At 72.2% G+C, this 16,710-nt stretch carries 16 protein-coding genes and 1 riboswitch; of the genes, 2 read left to right on the top strand and 14 right to left on the bottom strand.

Annotated features, from left to right (window positions below; genetic code table 11):
* Nucleotides 1-85 precede the first annotated feature (85 nt).
* The 8 genes from ACULK4_RS12470 to rsmI all read right to left on the bottom strand — a co-directional run bounded on the left by ACULK4_RS12470 (nt 86) and on the right by rsmI (nt 8,470).
* Nucleotides 86-1,036 carry a 4-(cytidine 5'-diphospho)-2-C-methyl-D-erythritol kinase gene (locus tag ACULK4_RS12470; RefSeq protein WP_445966925.1) on the bottom strand — a complete coding sequence of 317 codons (951 nt, stop codon included), beginning with the start codon at nt 1,034-1,036 and terminating at the stop codon, nt 86-88.
* Nucleotides 1,037-1,058: 22 nt separating this feature from the next.
* Nucleotides 1,059-1,601 carry a hypothetical protein gene (locus ACULK4_RS12475; protein WP_445966924.1) on the bottom strand — a complete coding sequence of 181 codons (543 nt, stop codon included), beginning with the start codon at nt 1,599-1,601 and terminating at the stop codon, nt 1,059-1,061.
* 78 nt (nt 1,602-1,679) lie between these two features.
* The gene (gene rsmA, locus ACULK4_RS12480; RefSeq protein WP_445966923.1) at nt 1,680-2,573 is read right to left on the bottom strand and encodes a 16S rRNA (adenine(1518)-N(6)/adenine(1519)-N(6))-dimethyltransferase RsmA; all 894 of its coding nucleotides are present in this window, start codon (nt 2,571-2,573) and stop codon (nt 1,680-1,682) included.
* Nucleotides 2,574-2,640: 67 nt separating this feature from the next.
* Entirely contained in the window at nt 2,641-3,591 is a 951-nt protein-coding gene (locus ACULK4_RS12485) for a TatD family hydrolase (RefSeq protein ID WP_445966954.1), read from the bottom strand.
* Nucleotides 3,592-3,611: 20 nt separating this feature from the next.
* Complete coding sequence (metG, locus tag ACULK4_RS12490) at nt 3,612-5,174, bottom strand: methionine--tRNA ligase (RefSeq protein WP_445966922.1); 1,563 nt, start codon at nt 5,172-5,174, stop codon at nt 3,612-3,614.
* Nucleotides 5,175-5,236: 62 nt separating this feature from the next.
* Entirely contained in the window at nt 5,237-6,343 is a 1,107-nt protein-coding gene (locus ACULK4_RS12495) for an NADP-dependent oxidoreductase (RefSeq protein ID WP_445966921.1), read from the bottom strand.
* Between the two features lie 119 nt (nt 6,344-6,462).
* Complete coding sequence (locus ACULK4_RS12500) at nt 6,463-7,581, bottom strand: NADP-dependent oxidoreductase (protein WP_445966920.1); 1,119 nt, start codon at nt 7,579-7,581, stop codon at nt 6,463-6,465.
* A 61-nt stretch (nt 7,582-7,642) separates the two neighbouring features.
* On the bottom strand, nt 7,643-8,470 hold the full coding sequence (gene rsmI / locus ACULK4_RS12505) for a 16S rRNA (cytidine(1402)-2'-O)-methyltransferase (RefSeq protein WP_445966919.1): 828 nt from the start codon (nt 8,468-8,470) through the stop codon (nt 7,643-7,645).
* Between the two features lie 52 nt (nt 8,471-8,522).
* On the opposite strand from rsmI, the gene ACULK4_RS12510 reads away from it, so the two are divergent.
* Nucleotides 8,523-10,184: a dolichyl-phosphate-mannose--protein mannosyltransferase gene (locus ACULK4_RS12510; RefSeq protein ID WP_445966918.1), complete on the top strand. Its 1,662-nt coding sequence runs from the start codon at nt 8,523-8,525 to the stop codon at nt 10,182-10,184.
* A complete protein-coding gene (locus ACULK4_RS12515) occupies nt 10,181-11,206 on the top strand; it encodes a YeiH family protein (protein ID WP_445966917.1) in 1,026 nt (341 codons plus the stop codon). Before ACULK4_RS12510 ends, ACULK4_RS12515 begins: the two co-directional genes overlap by 4 nt.
* Here the strand turns inward: ACULK4_RS12515 and ACULK4_RS12520 are convergent.
* The 6 genes from ACULK4_RS12520 to ACULK4_RS12545 all read right to left on the bottom strand — a co-directional run bounded on the left by ACULK4_RS12520 (nt 11,182) and on the right by ACULK4_RS12545 (nt 16,571).
* Complete coding sequence (locus tag ACULK4_RS12520) at nt 11,182-12,288, bottom strand: NAD(P)-dependent alcohol dehydrogenase (protein WP_445966916.1); 1,107 nt, start codon at nt 12,286-12,288, stop codon at nt 11,182-11,184. The genes ACULK4_RS12515 and ACULK4_RS12520 overlap by 25 nt on opposite strands.
* Nucleotides 12,285-13,277, bottom strand: coding sequence for an NAD(P)-dependent alcohol dehydrogenase (locus ACULK4_RS12525; protein WP_445966915.1), 993 nt, complete (start codon nt 13,275-13,277; stop codon nt 12,285-12,287). Before ACULK4_RS12525 ends, ACULK4_RS12520 begins: the two co-directional genes overlap by 4 nt.
* Nucleotides 13,274-13,609 (bottom strand): helix-turn-helix domain-containing protein, encoded by a 336-nt coding sequence (locus ACULK4_RS12530; RefSeq protein WP_501043387.1) that lies wholly within the window; start codon nt 13,607-13,609, stop codon nt 13,274-13,276. Before ACULK4_RS12530 ends, ACULK4_RS12525 begins: the two co-directional genes overlap by 4 nt.
* Complete coding sequence (locus tag ACULK4_RS12535; RefSeq protein WP_445966914.1) at nt 13,504-13,935, bottom strand: hypothetical protein; 432 nt, start codon at nt 13,933-13,935, stop codon at nt 13,504-13,506. Before ACULK4_RS12535 ends, ACULK4_RS12530 begins: the two co-directional genes overlap by 106 nt.
* A gap of 749 nt (nt 13,936-14,684) precedes the next feature.
* Nucleotides 14,685-16,016 (bottom strand): DUF1214 domain-containing protein, encoded by a 1,332-nt coding sequence (locus tag ACULK4_RS12540; protein ID WP_501043316.1) that lies wholly within the window; start codon nt 16,014-16,016, stop codon nt 14,685-14,687.
* Between the two features lie 225 nt (nt 16,017-16,241).
* Nucleotides 16,242-16,571, bottom strand: a complete 330-nt coding sequence (locus ACULK4_RS12545; RefSeq protein WP_445966912.1) for a DMT family transporter — start codon at nt 16,569-16,571, stop codon at nt 16,242-16,244.
* Nucleotides 16,572-16,582: 11 nt separating this feature from the next.
* Nucleotides 16,583-16,649, bottom strand: a riboswitch (guanidine-III (ykkC-III) riboswitch).
* Nucleotides 16,650-16,710 lie beyond the last annotated feature (61 nt).

Consider the following 16,710-nt stretch of genomic DNA (forward strand, 5'->3'; position numbering starts at 1 on the left):
TTCACTGCTCCAACGGTGCGAATGGCATCAACTCGACGTGACGGGCGGGCGCTTGGCGCGGCGCGGGAGGGTCCGAGGCGCAGCCTCAGCGCAGCGCCACGCGCGCGCCGTGCACCGGCCCGTGGACGTGCACCGCGGTCAGTCGCGCCGCCGACAGCGCGACCTGGAGCTCGATGGCCGAGTCCGCATCGTCGACGAGGAACGCGACGGTCGGTCCCGATCCCGAGACGAGGCCCGCGAGCGCACCGTTCCGTTCGCCGATCTCGAGGATCCGGCCGAGCCCGGGAGCGAGCGAGAGGGCCGCCGACTGCAGGTCGTTGTGCAGCGCCTCCGCGAGTCGCCGGGGGTCACCCGCGCGCAGCGCCTGCAGCACCGCGAGGTCGACCGTGGGTGCGACGGACGCCGCATCCGCGCCGGTCCGCCAGCCCTCCTCGAGTCCGGCGTCGCGTCGCCGGTCGAGCTCGCGGTACACCGCCGGGGTCGAGAGGCCGAACTCCGCGACCGCGAGCACCCAGTGGAACGACCCCGTCGCGAGCGCGGGACTCAAGCGGTCGCCGCGACCGGTGCCGATCGCGGTGCCGCCCGTGAGTGCGAACGGGACGTCGGCGCCGAGCGACGCGGCGAGCGCGTGCATCTCCTCCTTGGGCAGCGCCGTGCCCCAGAGGGCGTCGCACGCGACGAGGGTCGCCGCGGCGTCCGCCGACCCGCCGCCCATGCCGCCGGCGATGGGCACGTGCTTGTCGATCTCGAGCCGCACGCCGCCGGGCACTCCGGCGTGCCGTGCGAGCAGCCTCGCGGCGCGGATCGCGAGGTTCGAGGCATCCGTCGGCAGGTCGGAGGTGTCGACCGAGCCGTTGAACGCGACCGTGATGTCGTCGTCGGGCCACGCGCGGACGTCCTCGTACAGCGACACGGCCTGGTACGCGGTGGCGACGTCGTGGTAGCCGTCGGCGTCGAGTGCGCCGACGCGCATGAAGAGGTTGATCTTCCCGGGCGCCCGGACGTGCACCGCCTCGTCGGTCGCCGCGATCGTCATGCGTCCACGCTAGGGCATGCGCTCAGCCGACGCGCCCGAGCCACTCGCGCAGGGCGGCCTTGACGTCCGCGATGCGCGACCCGTCCGGCATCCTGCCCCAGGTCAGCGAGATCGACGAGCGTCCGTCGCCGCGCGGGCTCGACCCGGCGAGCACGAACTCGCCCCCGTCGAGGTGGAACCGCGCGGTCGGATGCCGCGCCGAGGTGTTGCGCGCGAGCGGCTCGACCCCGAGCTCGGCGGCGACGAGGTTCGCGAGCGCGTGCAGTGCGTCGACCGCGTCGAGGTCCACGGTGCGCGAGACGCTCGCCTCGAACGAGCCGTCCTGGCGCTGGCCGGGCGAGCGGATGCCGCGCGCCTGCTCGTACGCGACCGTGAGGTGCTGCGACCACCATCGGTCGACGCCCTGGTCGGCCGCGAGCCACGCGGCGATCTCGGGGTGCGTCCAGCTCGCGGCGCCCGCCTCGTCGAGGATGCCGAACCACTCGTCGCGCCCCCGGCCGGTGGTCTCGATGACCTTGGCGTCGCCGATGCCCTCGCCGGATGACCCGATGCTGTCCTGCTGCATGCCCTCACGGTACCCCCGCGTGCCGTGCGGACCGCAAGGGGTGGCGCGACCGCGGCGGGCGTGCGATCCGGTGCGACGTCAGGCGGATGCCGCGGCGCGCGCGATCCGCAGGAAGTCCTCGACCGTGAGCTGCTCGCCGCGCGCCTGCGGGTCGACGCCGGCGCGTTCGAGCACGGCGGTGGCGGCGGCGGCCGACCCTCCGAGCCGTGCGGAGAGCGACTGGCGCAGCATCTTCCGGCGCTGCTGGAAGGCGGCGTCGACGAGCCCGAACACCGCGATGCGCTCCTCCTCGGTGCCCGCCGGGTCGCCCGGGGCGGGACCGCGCTCGAAGCCGACGAGCACCGAGTCGACGTTGGGCACCGGCCAGAACACCATGCGCGACACCTGCCCGGCGATGCGCCACCGCCCGTACCAGGCGGCCTTGACGCTCGGCGCGCCGTAGACCTTCGAGCCGGGGTCGGCGGCGAGGCGGTGCCCGACCTCGGCCTGCACCATGACGATGCCGCTCCGCAGCGACGGGACGTGCTCGAGCAGGTGCAGCAGCACGGGCACCGAGACGTTGTACGGAAGGTTCGCGACGAGGCGCGTCGGTGCGTCGGGCAGCGTGGTGACGCGCATCGCGTCGTCGTGCACGACGGTGAGCCGCGTGTCGGGCTGCATGACCCTCGCGGTGTGCGGCAGCTGCTCGGCGAGGCGCCCGTCGATCTCGACGGCGATCACGTCTGCGCCGGCCTCGAGCAGGCCGAGCGTGAGGGAGCCGAGGCCCGGGCCGACCTCGAGCACGGTCTCGCCGCGTTCGACCGCGGCGGTCTGCACGATCCGTCGCACGGTGTTGGCGTCGTGCACGAAGTTCTGGCCGAGCTTCTTCGTCGGCGTGACGCCGAGCAGGTCGGCGAGATCGCGGATCTCCGCGGGCCCGAGCAGGCGCGGGGTTCGGTCCGCCCCGTCGGCCTCGTGGCGGTGCGCGTTCACCGGCTGCTCCCCCGCACGATCTCGATGCTGCGGCACTCCGGGTCGTCGCCGGTCGCGACGCGCCGCGTCACGCCGATCCCGTCGGCTCGTCCGCGGTTCCGGGGCGGGCGGATGCCGCGAGCCCCTCGGCCCACGACCCGTAGGCCCGCACGGTGTTCCCGGCGACCTGGGCGCATAGCTCGTCGAGGTCGGTGTCGAGCACCTCGGCCATGAACCGCATGGTGTGCGGCACGAGGTAGGGCGCGTTCGGTCGCCCGCGGAGCGGGACGGGCGTGAGGTACGGCGCATCGGTCTCGACGAGGATCAGCTCTCGCGGCACGACGCGGAGCGCCTCGCGGAGGTTCTCGGCATTCTTGAACGTGATGTTCCCGGCGAACGAGCAGTACCACCCGGCATCGCCCGCGAGCCGCGCGAGTTCCTCGCCGCCCGAGAAGCAGTGGAAGATCGTGGTGTCGGGCGCGCCCACCCGGCGGAGGGTTGAGACGACCTCGTCGTGCGCGTCGCGGTCGTGGATCTGGAGCGCGACGCCGTGCCGCTTGGCGATGTCGATGTGCGCCTCGAAGGAGCGGTACTGCGCGTCGCGTCCGTCGTCGCCCGTGCGGTAGAAGTCGAGCCCGGTCTCGCCGACGGCGCGCACCCGGGGCTGCGCGGCGAGCTCGTCGATCAGGGCGATGGCGGCGTCGAGCCCTCCGCGGGTCTCGAGCTCGGGCGCCTCGTTCGGGTGCAGGGCGACGGCGGCGAGCAGTCGCGGCTCTCGCGCGGCGAGTTCGGCCGACCAGCGGCTGGTCGTGACATCCGTGCCGACCTGCACCGCACCGGCGACGCCCGCCGACGCCGCGCGCTCGAGGTGCTCGTGCGCCGTCAGCGGCAGGGCCCCGTCGGCGATCTCGAGGTGCGTGTGGTTGTCGTAGACGGGCACGCGGAGCGGCTCGGGCAGCGGCGGGTACTCGGCGGCGCGGCCGCCGTCGGAACGCGTGCGCAGGTGGTCTCGAGACTCCCGCTCCGCGGGCTCCTCGATCCGAGGCTCGGCCCGAGCCGTCACTCGGCGACCTCCACGCGCGGGAACAGCGGCTCGAGCGCGACCACCCGCGACCCGACCGCCCACTCGTGGGCGCGGTCGATGCGCTGCTCCTGCACGGTCCCGGGCGCGCCGAGCGCGGTCCACAGCTTCGCGGTCGCCTTGGGCAGCACGGGCGAGAGCAGCACGGCGAGCGTGCCGAGCCCGTGGTAGGCGGTCGCGAGCACGGCCTCGAGCCGGTCGCGGTTCGCCGGGTCCTTCGCGAGCGCCCAGGGCTCCTGCTCGGTGAGGTAGCCGTTCAATGCGTCGACGAGGCGCCATGCCGCGGCGATGGCCTCGTGGACGTGCAGTCGACCGATGGCCCGCCACGCGGCATCCGTCACCTCGGCCTCGAGCGCGACGATCGCCTCGTCGGCCCCGGTGCGGCCGACGGCGCCCGTCGGAACCTCGCCGTCGCAGTAGCGGCCGATCATCGCGACGACACGCGAGGCGAGGTTTCCGAAGCCGTTCGCGAGCTCGGCCTGGTAGCGCGCGGCGAGGTCCTCCCATGAGAAGGAGCCGTCCTGGCCGAAGTGGATCGCCGAGAGGAAGTAGTAGCGGAACGCGTCGGAGCCGAACGTGTCGGTGATCTGCTCGGGCGCGATGCCCGTGAGCTTCGACTTCGACATCTTCTCGCCGCCGACGAGCAGCCAGCCGTGGCCGAAGACGCCGCGCGGCACCTCGAGGCCCGCGGCCATGAGCATCGCAGGCCAGATCACGGCGTGGAAGCGGAGGATGTCCTTGCCGACGAGGTGCTGCGCGGGCCAGCGGCGCGCGAACTCCGCATCGCTCTGCCCGTAGCCGACGGCGGTGATGTAGTTCAGCAGCGCGTCGAACCACACGTACACGACGTGCGTCTCGTCCCACGGGACCTTGACGCCCCAGTCGAACGTCGACCGCGAGATCGACAGGTCGTCGAGCCCGGCGCGCACGAAGCTCACGACCTCGTTGCGCGCCGACTCCGGCTGCACGAAGTCGGGGCGGTCGTCGTAGAGCGCCAGCAGCTTCTCCTGGAAGGCCGACATGCGGAAGAAGTAGTTCTTCTCGTGCAGCAGTTCGACGGGCTTCGAGTGGATGGCGCACACGAGCTGCCCGGCGTACTCGCCCTCGCCGTCGACGAGCTCGGACTGCTGCTTGTACTCCTCGCAGCCGACGCAGTAATAGCCCTCGTACTCGCCCGTGTAGATCCAGCCCTCGTCGAAGAGGTGCTGGAGGAACTTCTGCACGTTCGCCTCGTGGCGCTCGTCGGTCGTGCGGATGAAGTCGTCGTTGGCGACGTCGATCGTGTCGAGCAGCGGCTTCCACGCCTCGGCGACGAGCTTGTCGGCCCACTCCTGCGGGGTCACCCCGTTGGCGGTCGCGGTGCGGAGGATCTTCTGGCCGTGCTCGTCGGTGCCCGTCAGCATCCACGTGTCGCGGCCCGCCTGCCGGTGCCACCGTGCGAGCACGTCGGCGGCGACCTCGGTGTACGCGTGCCCGATGTGGGGCACGTCGTTGACGTAGAAGATGGGGGTCGTGATGTAGAACGAGGAGCCGTCGGCCATGCCGACAATCCTACGGGCGGCGCGTGGCGCGTCACGCCGGGGCGGATGCCGCCCGGTGGGCGTCAGCGCGCGGACGCGCCGGCGCCCGCCCCCGCGACCGTCGGGATCGAGCCGGTGCGCAGCCTGCGGGCGCGTCCGTCGCCGATCACCGGCGGCAGCACGCCCTCGACGCTCACCCGGTCGTGCGGCGTCGGGACCCCGATCGTGACGTCCTGCTGCTTGAGCCGGGAGGGCGTGATCTTCTGCCCCTTGTAGTCGACGAGCTTCATGCCGATCACGATCTTGCCCGCGGAGTCGCGCTGGTCGAGTTGGCGGTACGCGTCGCCGATCTCGGCGAGCGAGAACACGTCCGCGATCGGCAGGCGGACCTGGCGGTCGGCGACCAGCTGCGCGACGCGACCGAGCGCGACGGTGTCGCCGGCGTACAGCTTCACCGCGTCGTGCTCCTCGACCGCGCGCCAGTCGGTCGTGGTGAACACGCGCGTCGGGGGGACGCCGAGGGCGGCTGCCTCGTCGGCCTGGCCGCCGAGGAAGTCGAGGAACGCCGTGACGGGCGACTCCGTGAGCGAACGGATGCGCGCCGCGAGGTCCGGCCCGTACGCGACGGGGACGATGCCGAACTGGCGGACGAAGTCGAACCGCGCCTCGGTCGTGGTCCCGATCACGACCGCGGCGCGCGCCTTGGCGAGTTGGGCGGCGAGGGCGCCGATGCCGCCGGCTGCGGCGGTGATCACCACGACGTCGCGCGCGCCGAGGTTCAGCCCCTCGACGGCGCCGAGCGCGGTCGTCCCTGCGACGTAGAGCGAGCCCGCGACCTCCCATGCCAGCGACACCGGCTTGGGCACGAGTTGCGCTTCGGGGACGACGACGTGCGTCGCCTGCGCACCTCGGGCGACGTAGCCGATGACCTCGGCGCCGCGCCGGAAGCGGGCCGCACCCGGTCCGACCTTCGAGACGACGCCGGCGAATTCGCGGCCCTGCCCGGACGGGAACTCGACCGGCCACCGATCCGCATCCGAGCCGAGCCGCACCGCCGTCTCCACGGGTGAGATCCCCGCCGCGTACACCTCGACGAGCACCTCGCCGGGCCCCGGCTCGGGCGTCGGGATCTCCTGGATCTCGAGCACCTCCGGACCGCCGAACTCACTGAACCGAACCGCCTGTGCCATGACGCCACCCCCGGGACTCCGCTGTCGCGGTCATCCTGCGCCCGGGCGGTGTGAGCCGCGTGGGAACCACCTGTGATTCCGATGCATGTGCATGGAATCACCGGTGCGCCATGAGGACGTCAGGGCACGCGGTCGCTCCCTGCCTCCCGTTCGGCGGCGCGCTCGCGCTCCGCGCGTTCCTCGCGGTGCCGTTGGCGGGTACGCCCGTCGCCGATCACGGGCGGCACGGACTCCTCGACGTCGATGTGCCGGTGCGGCGTGGGCACGCCGAGCGTGACGTCCTGCTCCTTCAGGTCAGGCTCGTGGACGTGCTGCTGGTCGTAGTGCACGACGCGGAACCCGAGCACGATCTTCCCGGGTGCGTCCCTCCGGTCGAGCGCGCGGTACGCGTCGGCGACGCGCTCCACGGGGAAGACGTCGGCGATGGGAAGCCGGACGCGATGCGCGGCGACGAGCCCGGTGATGCGTCGCAGCGCGACGAGATCGCCCGGCTCGACGGCGACGATGCCGTGCTCGTCGACCGCGGTCCGGTCGAGGACGGTCAGGGTCCGGGACGGCGGCACGCCGAGTGCGAGCGCCTCGTGCGCCTGGCCACCGAGGAAGTCGAGGAAGGCGGTGACCGGCCCGTCCGTGACGGCTCGCACCCGTTCCGCGAGCGAGGGCCCGTACGCGAGCGGGATGATGCCGAACTGGGCGAGGAAGTCGCCCCTGGCCTCGGCGCTCGTGCCGATCACCATGGCACCGCGCAGCCGCGCCAGCTGCGCCGCGAGGCATCCGACGCCGCCGGCCGCCGCGGTGACGACGACCGTGTCGTCAGCTCCCAGGCCGAGTCCCTCCACCGCGGACCACGCGATGGTGCCCGCCGTGTAGAGGGAGCCTGCGACCTCCCACGGCACCGAAACGGGGCGCCGAAGCAGCTGCGTCTCGGGCACGACGACGTGGGACGCCTGCGCGCCGTCCTCGACCCAGCCCATCACCGAATCGCCCCGCGAGAAGACGTCGGCGCCCGGCCCGGTGCCGACGACGACGCCCGCGAGGTCGCGGCCCTGGCCCCGCGCCACCCCCGCGCCTCCGGCCCCGGCGATCGCTCCGCCACGCGTCAGGCTCTCCATCGGATTCAGGCCGGTCGCGAAGACCTCGACGAGGACCTCGCCCTCGCCCGGTTCGGGCGTCGGGATCTCCTCGACCTCGAGGACCTCGGGCCCGCCGAAGCGGTGGTACCTGATCGCGTGAGCCATCTCGCACCTCCACAGTGCGTCTCACCCGATTCTCCTCCTGCCGAGCCCGCGGCGCGAGGGGTCAGTCCGACCGGCGGGCCGCGAGGGCCGCTTCGTAGAGGTCGCGCCTGCCGAGCCCGGTCTCCGCGGCGACGATCGACGCGGCATCCTTCAGTCGGGTGCCGGATGCCGCGAGGCCGACGACCCGAGCCACGGCCTCGCCCTCGTCCACCGGCGCCGCCTCGCCGGCACCGCCCACGACGATGCAGATCTCACCGCGGACCCCGCCCGCGGCCCACTCGGCCAACTCGGCGAGCGGGCCGCGCCGCACCTCCTCGTGGAGCTTCGTCAGCTCGCGGCACACCGCGGCGGGCCGCGAGCCGCCGAACGCCTCGGCGAGTGACTCGAGGCTCGCGGCGAGCCGCGACGGCGCCTCGAAGAACACGAGCGTGCGGCGGTCCGCGGCGAGTTCGGCGAGGCGCCGCATCCGCTCGCCCGACTTGCGCGGCAGGAAGCCCTCGAAGGCGAACCGGTCGGTCGGGAGCCCCGACACGGCGAGCGCGGTGATCACGGCGCTCGGCCCGGGGATCGCGGTGACGTCGACGCCTCCGGCGACCGCGGCCTGGACGAGCACGAAGCCCGGGTCCGAGACCGTCGGCATCCCCGCGTCGCTGAGGACGAGCAGGTCGCCGTCGCGCGCGAGCTCGACGAGGTCGGCGGCGCGTGCACGTTCGTTGTGCTCGTGCAAGGCGATGAGCTTCGGCCGGTTGGCGATGCCGAGGCCGGCCAGGAGCCGCTGCGTGACGCGCGTGTCCTCGGAGGCGACGACGGCGGCGTCCTCGAGCGCCTGGCGCAGCCGCGCCGACGCGTCGCCGAGGTTGCCGATGGGCGTCGCCGCGAGGATGATCACGGCTCCAGTCTGACGCACGGACGGCGCTGCGGGCGCGGCTACAGTGGGGCGCATGGGTTCGAACGGGGTCGGCGCCGACGCGCGCGACGCGACACCCGACGCCCTCGACGCACCGGAATCCCCCGACTCGCCCGACGTCCTCGAGCCGGCCGTCGACGACCGCTCGCGCGGCTCTCGCCTCGACGAGCGCTGGGCGCACCTGCTGCGCACACCGCGGCGGCGTGCACTCTGGTATTGGGGCGGCCCGGTCGCGGTGGCCCTGCTCGCGGCGGTGCTGCGGTTCTGGAACCTCGGCACGCCGCAGGAGCTCGTCTTCGACGAGACGTACTACGTGAAGGATGCGTGGACGCTCATCGCCAACGGCTACGAGTCATCCTGGCCGGAGGGCGCGAACGAGGACTTCAACCGCGGCGACACCGAGGTCTACTCGGACGACCCCGCATACGTCGTGCACCCGCCGCTCGGCAAGTGGATGCTCGGTCTCGGCATGGCGACGTTCGGTGCCGACAACGCGTTCTGGTGGCGCGCCGTGACGGCACTCGCCGGCGTCGTCGCCGTCTTCGCGATGACCATGGTCGGCCGCATCCTCTTCCGCTCGACCCTGCTCGCCGTGATCGCCGGGTTCCTGTTCGCGATCGACGGAAACGCCATCGTGATGAGCCGGGTGGCGCTGCTCGACAACTGGCTCATGCTGTTCGGGCTGCTCGGCTTCTGGTTCGTCCTGCTCGACCGTTCGCGCACCTCGTCACGCTTCGCAGCGCGCCTCGCCGCGCAGCAGGAGGCCGGCGGCGACTCGCGCTCGGGTCCGGTGGTCTGGGCGAGGCCGTGGGTGGTCGCAGCGGGCGTCGCGCTCGGCGCGGCGATCGCGGTGAAGTGGTCGGGCCTGTACTTCCTCGCCGCCGTGGGCGTGTACCTGGTGCTCGTCGACGCGCTCGCGCGCCGCCGCGCCGGACTGCCGTTCTACGTCGAGGGCGCCGTCGTCAAGCAAGGCCCGATCACGTTCCTGCTGCTCGTGCCGACGGCCGCAGTCACCTACCTCGCCTCGTGGACGGGGTGGCTCGTCACGTCCGGCGGCTACTACCGCGGGTGGGCGGACGAGCCCGGCAACGCGGCGTCGGGGTTCTGGTCGTGGGTTCCGCATCCGCTGCAGAGCCTGTGGCACTACCACCAGGCCGCGTACGGCTACCACGTCGGCGTGCGCACCGAGCACCCCTGGGAGGCGAACCCGCTCACGTGGCCGCTCATGCTGCGGCCGACGAACATGTACTACGCCGATGCCGCCGGTTGCGGCGCCGACCAGTGCGTCGCGTCGATCATCGGCATCGCGAACCCGCTCATCTGGTGGGCGGCGACGCTCGCGACGCTCTACCTCGTGTACCGCTTCGCGCGCTACCACGAGTGGCAGGCCGGGGCCGTCCTGCTCGGCGTCGCCGCCGGGTACCTGCCGTGGCTTCTGTACGTCGAGCGCACGGTGTTCCACTTCTACACGATCGCGTACCAGCCGTACGTGATCCTCGCCCTGGTGTACGTGCTGGACCTCGTGCTCGGCCGGCCCGACGACCTGCGCTGGCGACGCCAGCAGGGCATCGCGACGGTCGCCGTCTACCTCACCGTGGTGACGGCGGTGTCGGTGTTCTTCTACCCGCTGTGGGCCGCGATCCCCGTCAGCCCGGAGTTCCGGCAGCTGCACTTCTGGCTGCCCGGCTGGGGATGAGCGCGACCGGGCGCGACCGCGCGGGCGCGTCGCACGGGCGGTGGGGCGAGCGGATGCCGGGCCTGGCGGTCGCCGCCGGCGCCGCGGCCCTCGCGTGGCTCGCGCACCTCGCGCTGCCCGTCGTGCCGCTGCTCACGCTCGCCGTCGCGGCGGGCATCGTGGCCGGCCAGGTCCCGTGGATGCGCCCGCGCCTCGACGGCGCGCTCCGTCCCGGGCTCGCGTTCAGCGCCCGCACGCTGCTGCGCGCCGGCATCGTGCTCCTCGGGCTGAAGCTCGGCCTCGGCGACATCGCCGCGCTCGGCTGGGTCACGGTGCTCACCACGGTCGGCGTGGTCGTGCTCACGTTCGGCGGCACGTGGTGGCTCGGCCGGGCGCTCGGCCTGCCGGGCCGCGAGCCGCTCCTCGTCGCGAGCGGCTTCGCGATCTGCGGGGCGTCCGCGATCGGCGCGATGGGCGCCGCGGTGCGTGCACGCCACGAGGAGCAGGCGGTGCCGGTGGCGCTCGTCACGCTGTGCGGCACGCTGGCGATCGCGGTGCTGCCCGCGCTGTGGCATCCGCTCGGGCTGACCGCCCCGGAGTTCGGGCACTGGGTCGGCGCGGGCGTCCACGACGTGGGCCAGGTGGTGGCGACCGCGCAGGTGGCGGGAGCGTCGGCGCTCGCGGTGGCGGTGGTCGTCAAGCTCACGCGCGTGCTGCTGCTCGCGCCGATGGTCGCGATCGCCGCGGGCGTCGAGCGACGTCGAGCGACGGATGCCGCGGGCCCGCGCCCCGCGATCGTGCCCCTGTTCGTCGTCGGCTTCCTCGCCGCGGTCCTCCTCCGCACGTTCGTGCCGCTGCCCGAGGCACTGCTCACCGGAGCGGACCTCGTGCAGACGACGCTGCTGGCGATGGCGCTGTTCGCCCTCGGCGCGTCGATCCGCGTCGCCGCACTGCTGCACACGGGCTGGCGGGCGCTCGTCGTCGGCCTCGCGTCGTGGACGCTCGTCGCCGCGCTCGCCTACGGCGCGGTGCTGCTCGGCTGAGCGCCGGCGGGCCGGGCGCCGGCGGGCTCGGCGCGGCCCCGGTCGGCGGCAGGCTCGGCGGCGGCCCGGTCGACGGCGGCCCGCGCCGCGGCATCCGTCGCCTCGTCGCCGCCCCGCACCCGGATCGCGACCTTGCCGCGGACCGTGCCCGACGCGAGCCGGGCGAACGCCTCGGGGGCGCGATCGAGCGGGAACACCTCGTCCACGACCGGTCGGAGCCGCCCTGCCTCGGCGTGCGCACGGAGTTCGTCGAGGTCGTCGCCGTTGCGCCGGGCGGCCAGGGGCTTGAGCCGCTGCCGCGTGAACGGCGACCGGATCGCCGCGGCGGCGAGCCGCGGGATCGGGCCGAGCAGGCGGGATCCGGTGCCGGACGAGAGCACGAGCGTGCCCCGCGGCGCGAGGATGCGGCACAACGCACCGATCGAGTGGTCGGCGACCAGGTCGAACACGACGTCGTAGACGGCGTCGCCGGCCGTGACGTCCTCGGTGCGGTAGTCGATGACGCAGGTCGCGCCGGCGGCGCGCACGTGGTCAGCCTTGGCCGCGCTCGCGACTCCCGTCACCTCGGCGCCGAGCGCGGCCGCGAGCTGTACCGCGTACGTGCCGACGCCACCCGACGCGCCGATCACGAGCACTCGGTCGCCGGACCCCACGCCCGCGAGGCGCAGGCCCTGCAGCGCGGTCGTCCCCGAGACCGGGATGACCGCGGCGTGCACGTCGTCGAGGTTCTCCGGCGCGCGGCGCACGTACGCGGCATCCATCAAGGCCGTCTCAGCGAAGCCCCCCTGGTTCGACTCGGCGAACACGCGGTCGCCGAGCGCGAGCGTCGTGACGCCCTCGCCCACCGCGGTGACCGTGCCGACGATGTCGCGGCCCACGATCGGGCGCCGCGGCCGCTTCCGTCCGAACGCGGCGCGGATCACGAGCGGCTCGCCGCGCATGATCCACACGTCGCCCGCGTGGACGCCGGCCGCGCCCACCGCAATCGCGACCTCGCCCTTGCCGGGCGGCGCGGGCTCGGGCACCTCGGCGACGGCGAGGATCTCAGGTCCTCCGTAGGCGTTCTGGACGACGGCTCTCATGATGCCTCCTGGTGCTGGGTGACGGGCGTGATGGCGACTGTGCCGGCCTTGTGGCCGGTGTCGACGATGCGGTGCGCCTCGGCGACGTCGTCGAGCGGGAGCACCCGCTCGAGGACCGGCGCGAACCGGCCGGACGCGGCGAGCGCAGCGAGCTCCTCGAGGTCGGGACGCTTGGCGTCGGCCGACCTGAGCCCGGTGAACATGATGACGGCGCGGCGACGGCCGAGCCGCGACGTGAGTTGCTGGAGCATGATCGCCCACGACGGCACGGTCGTGAGGTACCGCCCGCGGTCGGCGAGCACGCGGCGCGCCCGGCGGAAGCGGCTCGCGCCGACCGCGTCGAACACGACGTCGTAGGTCGCGCCGGGCTGCAGCGGGTCGCCCTGCGTGTAGTCGATGACGCGGCGCGCGCCCAGCGACGCGACGAGCTCGACGTGCGCGGGCCCGCAGACCCCGGTCACCTCGGCGCCGAGCTGCGCGGCGAGCTGCACGGCAGCCGAGCCGACGGCACCGGACGCGCCGATGACCAGCACACGCATGCCGGGCCGGAGCCGTCCGCCGTCGCGCAGGAACGGCAGCGCGGTCATCGCGCCGTCGCAGATCGCGACCGCCGCATCGAACGCGACGTCGTCGGGCAGGGACACGATCGCGGCGCGCTCGCTCACGATGATCGCCTCGGCGTGGGCGCCGCCGTCGGCGCCGGTCGCGCCGAACACCCGGTCGCCCACGGCGAAGCGCGTGACGCCGGGGCCGACCGCGTCGATCACGCCGGCGAAGTCGGAGCCGAGCACCGCGTTCTTCGGCCGGCGGAGGCCGAAGGCGAGGCGGGCGAACCAGGGCGTGCCCGAGCGGCCCGCGGCATCCGACGAGCCGACGGATGCCGCGTGCACCCGCACCCGCATCTCGCCGGCGCCCGGCTGGGGCTCTTCGCGCTCCTCGACCCCGACGACGTCGGGCGATCCGTACCGGTGGTAGGCGGCGATCCTCATGATGCCGACTCCTCTGCCTCGTGGGGGTACTGGAAGACGTCGTCGAGCGGTACCCCGAACACCCGAGCGATCTGGAAGGCCATCTCGAGCGACGGCGAGTACCGCCCCTGCTCGATGGCGATGACGGTCTGGCGGGTGACCCCGAGCCGCTGCGCGAGCTCGGCCTGCGTCATCTCGCCGTGCCGGAACCGCAGCGTGCGGATGTCGTTCATGACCCTGGTCGGCTTCACCACGTCGGCACCCCGCGGCGGTACATCGCGAGCTTCGCCATGCTCCCGAGCACGGCGGAGAGCACGAAGCCGAGGTAGATCGCGTTGGCGATCCAGAACCAGTGCACCTCGAGCATCGCCAGCACCAGCGCGCCGATCGCGGCGATGACGACGAGCGAGTTGCCCACCTGCTCTCCGGCGCGGTCGATCTGCTTGTCGCGCACGTCTGCCGTGTGCGCCTCGCCCGGATTCACGACTGCGATCGCGATGCGGGCGAGGATGCCTGCGACGACCGCCCCGCCGATGGTCCAGAGCATGGGGATCGCATAGTCGACCCGCTCGACGGGAGTGCCGCCCAGCAGCTCGGGAAGCACGAGCCGCAGGTACACCCCGTAGGCGACGACCGCGACCACGAGGAACGACCACGTGCCCTTCTCCTCGTACGACATACGCGCCTCCTCAGGCGATGTGAAGAATGTTTGACATGGCCAGTGTCAACCATTCTCGACACAGTGTCAAGCATTCTTTACAAAGCGGATGCCGCGGAGCCTCTGACACCGCGTGGTCGGCGACGAGTCGATGCCATTCGCACCGCCGGACACTGCGAGAGGTGCGAACGGCATGCACTCGCGCCAGCCGCCGCGATTGAGGCACCTCAGTGAGACCGATTCTGCGGGACAGGCATACGCGAATCAGGGCCCACAACGATCTCTGCTCAGCGCCATCCGCGTTGGTCGGTCGGCGGGCCTCGATCGCGGACCGGCTACCGTGCACAGCCCGCCGGCGCATGCTTGCAGGGACGGTTGGGTTCGACGCGTGCACGGTCATGAGTTGGGCCCGGTCGAAGACGATAAGGAATGACCGACGAGATACAAGTCAGCTTTTCGAATGATGAGGCACTCGTGCTCTAAGAATGGCTCGCGAAGTCCAACGATGACAGTCGGATCCCGTTCCCCGAGCAGCAGGTCCTCTGGGACATCGTCGCGACGCTCGAAACGCAGCTGGCGGCCGTCGTATCTCCGACATACAAATCGGAGGTCGAGACGGCACGGGCGAGACTCATGGAGGACACTCATCCTCTGTGGTGACACTGGAAACGGAACCCGGCGACGTGTTCTCCGCAGCGATGGTCACGGTGATCGGCCCGCCCCTCATGATCGGGTTGGGCCTGGCCGTCGCGCTCACGGGTCGAGTCGACCTAAACCCGGTGGACGTCCTCGAGTTGGAACTGCCTGCTCATGACCTCCGGGCCGACGCCGTAGAAGCGGAACATGAGCTCGAAGGTCTCGCAGTTCGAGGTCGGCACCGAGTTCGCCTCGTTCCCGGCGACGGTCGGCCCGAAGTAGACGTCGACTGAGCCGTCGTCGTTGGTCTTCAAGTCGAGCGCGTTCGACGCGACCGAGAACTTCTCGTTCCCGCGAATGAAAGTGTGATCATTCCCGTCGTAGACCGTGACCGACCAGTACTGCGAGACCGGCACGCCGGCTGGCACCCGCATGCGGTAGGAACGGTCGGAACGCAGCAGCTCGCCATCCGAGTCGCGCAGATTCACGAGGTAGAACTGGCCGATGCCCAGGCTCTTCAGTCCGATGAATGCCATGTGGTAGATCACCCCGCGATCCGTGTACGGGTAGACCTCACCATCTGTGAAATTGGTTGCCTGGCCGGTGATGAAGTCGCGACCCGCTGGGAAGAACCATTGCCGGCCTTCGTAGAACGTCGGCTCGTGCTCGTACCGATCCCGGAGGAAGGCGTGCGCGTCGTGCAGGGCTTCCTCCAGCAGGGCCACGCGGTCGGCGTCAGGTTCGAACTGTGCTCCTCGCTTGATGCCGATGCTCGCGAGCATCTCGGCGAAGGGTCGATCGCGGGGCAACCAGGGTTCGGCCTGGATGACGCGGTCGAGCGCCTCCCAGAAACGGAGGTCATACGGGATGCGGGTGTCGACGATGCGACCTTGCAGGTCGTGCCGGGGCGTCTCGGGCGGGTCGTCTGCCTGGGCGAGCGGGTAGATGCGGATGCCGCGGCAGTACTCGAGCCCGTCCTGAAGGGCGCGGTCGGTGGCCTCCGGCAGCACTGAGCGCAGCAGCGCGTACACCCGGCGGGTGTCGCACCGGATCGGGAGGTACCCGTCCGGGACGTCGTCGTCGTATCCGGGTGGGAGTAGGAGGTACTTCGCGCCGCGGCCCTCGTCGGCGCCGAACCGGCCCACGTCTTCGAGGGGTACCTGCCAGATATTGCAGAGGCTCCCGTTCAGCACGTGCTCGCCGGTGCCGGGTGGGATGTCGACGACGAACGGCCCGTCTGCGCCGGGGTCCATGAAGGCCATGTAGTAGATCAGGTCCGGGTTCGGGGTGAGGGTCTGGTTGCGCCAGTCGAGCAAGCCCGACCAGTACACGAACCCGTTGCCGCCGTCCGGCGCCAAAGTGGCCCGCATCATCTCGTAGTTCACCGCTGGCATGGCCCACACCGCGGCTTCAGCGGCCCGTCGCCGAAGCCCTTCCTGTTGCGCCGTCCGCTGCCATTCGCTCATTCGTCCCCCCACGATTCGCCTGACATCTCGCGTCCCGGCGGCCGATGGTGCCGCCGTCGCCACCATAGTGCTGCTCATACTTCCCACGGTGGTCAGAGACGGCAAAAGCCGATTCCTGCGCGAGATGCTCCGAGTGTTTCCGAGAATCCTCATTGAGGGATCCTTCGCAGAACACCGCCCGGCGACCACGAGCCGACGCAGCGCAGCCGCTCTTCCGCATGGACCTCAGTGCCCCGCGCCGCCGTCGACGAGCTTCAGCCCCACGACGCAGCCGACGAGGCCCGCGATGAGCGCGAGACGCGCCCACGAGACATCCGTCTCGCCGGTGACCATCGCCCAGATCACGGTGAGCGCCGCGCCGATGCCGACCCAGACCGCGTAGGCGGTGCCGACGGGGATGTCGCGCATGGCCCAGGCGAGCCCGCCCATCGAGAGCACGAGCGTGACGCCGAACACGACCGACGGCCAGAGCTTCGTGAAGCCCTCGGACCTGCCGAGGGCGGTGGCCCACACAGCCTCGAGCACTCCGGAGAGGATGAGGACGATCCACGACATGACGGCACTCCTTCGGCCAGTCTTGTCGCGCTCCGGGTACTGGGTTCCCTCGTCCGGGGCCGCCGTCCGGCGACCTCCCCCGAGGCTAGCAATCGGGCCTGATCAGGCCCTGTGCAGGCGAGCGGATGCCGCGGCGAGC

Source organism: Agromyces selenitireducens (assembly GCF_052748465.2).